This window comes from Blastomonas sp. (assembly GCF_041747255.1).
GTDB lineage: Bacteria > Pseudomonadota > Alphaproteobacteria > Sphingomonadales > Sphingomonadaceae > Blastomonas.
The window spans coordinates 1-1,735 of the sequence record NZ_JBGTFM010000110.1; the positions used below are offsets into that span (position 1 = coordinate 1).

Annotated in this window: 2 protein-coding genes; both read right to left on the reverse strand. The window is 60.2% G+C overall.

Translation table 11 applies throughout. From position 1 onward, the window contains the following. Window positions 1-110: 110 nt before the first annotated feature. On the reverse strand, window positions 111-1,028 hold the full coding sequence (locus tag ACEW8G_RS03820; protein WP_373487121.1) for a nucleotidyl transferase AbiEii/AbiGii toxin family protein: 918 nt from the start codon (window positions 1,026-1,028) through the stop codon (window positions 111-113). A gap of 4 nt (window positions 1,029-1,032) precedes the next feature. Beyond that, on the reverse strand, window positions 1,033-1,735 hold a 703-nt coding region (locus ACEW8G_RS03825; protein ID WP_373487122.1), incomplete at its 5' end, for a type IV toxin-antitoxin system AbiEi family antitoxin domain-containing protein.

Sequence of the window (1,735 nt, forward strand, 5' to 3'; positions counted from 1 at the left end):
ATCGTCCCTTTAGCTAGCAAAGTGCGTTGCCCGCAGGCTTCGGTCTTGCCGGTCGGCATCAGCCCAAAGGGACACCCCCCGTGCTATAACTGCCATCCAACATTTGCCGCTCACGGAAACAGCACCTTATCAAGTCCGTCGGCCAGCTCGCGCCGCTTTTCGACTGGAAGTCGGTTCAAATTGCGCTGCTTCCACAGGACGGCGGGCAAATGCTGAGCTTCCGGTATTCCGAGAAGTTCCCAGTCCGGCTCGCCGCGCTTGAAGCCGACAAGGAATTGCCGATGCGCGTCGGGCATGTCGGTGACCATCGCGGCGATGATCGTCTCGCGCGCCTCTTCAAGATCGGCAATCGCCACCGGCAGCTGCGCCATGCCGACAAAACCTCGCGCAAATTCATCGGCGATTGGCTTGCGGGTCGGTGCCAGGACTTCAGCCATTGGGCGATTGTGGCTGATGATATAGACAAGGAATGCGCGCCGCAGTTCGTCGCTTATGCCCTCGTGCGCCAGCAGGTCGCGCACGTCGAATAGATCGCGCGGATGCTGGCGGTCGAGTGCCGCCACGATCTTGCCTGCATATAGGTCGGCGAAGGACACAACCTGCATTTCAGCAAAGCCAAAGGCATCTTCCACAGTCGCCACGACGCCCATTTTGACCGGATCATAAACGGTGCCGCGCAACACTGGCGTAATCTCGATCTTGATTTGCACGTCCCTGGCTCGCACGATCAGCTTCGTGACGATTTTCTCATCAGCCGAGCGGGAAGGATTGACCTTCGCACCGGGTATGCCGTGCAAGATCCGCTCCCCGATCCGCAGCATGGCTACGTCGATTGCGGCAAGCGAAGTGGTGCGATCCTCGATGGGCAGATAGGTCAGGTCGATGTCCACCGACAGGCGCGGCATGTCGCGCACGAACAGGTTGATGGCTGTGCCGCCCTTGAGGGCGAATGCCGCTTCCTTCGCCACGAATGGAATGGTCCGAATGAGAAGTGCGACCTGCTGCCTGTAGCTGTCGAGGAAAGCCATAGCCTCATTGACCTCCAAGATCGGACGGCACGGTTATGTGGTAATTCGGATCGAGTTTGCCGCCTTTGACCAGCACGCGCTTGCCTGAACCCAGATCGATGCGCGACACGTCGAGCCGTGATCGCCAAGCATGGCGGTGGCGGTCGGCAAAGAACAGGAATAACCGCTTCACCTTCACGCTGGCGCACGCCTCCAGCAGGGTTTGCAGGCGGCGCGGGCTGAGATCGCTTAGCCCTTCCATAAGGGCATCGACCTGGTGGAAACTTTCGCGCTCGGGCAGCTCGTCGAGCAATTCGAGTATGGCCCGTTCCTTGCTCGAATAGCGGATCGGCAAGTGCATCCCAGCGGCGCTGAACATGACAGGGCTAGGCTCCGGCGGCGCATCGGCATCGCCGGGAAACAGCCGCAAGCTGTTATGCCAGTGGAAGGTCAGGTCCAGCGGTAAGCTGCCCAGCCACGTTGGCGGGCGTTTTGGCCCATAAAGGTGAACCTCGCGCATCTGTGCCGAAAGGTAATGGGCATACCCCTGTTGTTCGAGCGCGGTGCGCCCACCGACGGCCAAGGGCAAATCCAGTAAAGTCTGGAGTGACATGACTACCTGTTGCCATGTCAGCGGCGTGCGTGAACGGCGATAGACCCGCCGTGCCGGACTATCGAGCCAGCCAGCGCTAACATACTGGCTGCGCAGCGCCGATGAATAGCCGTGG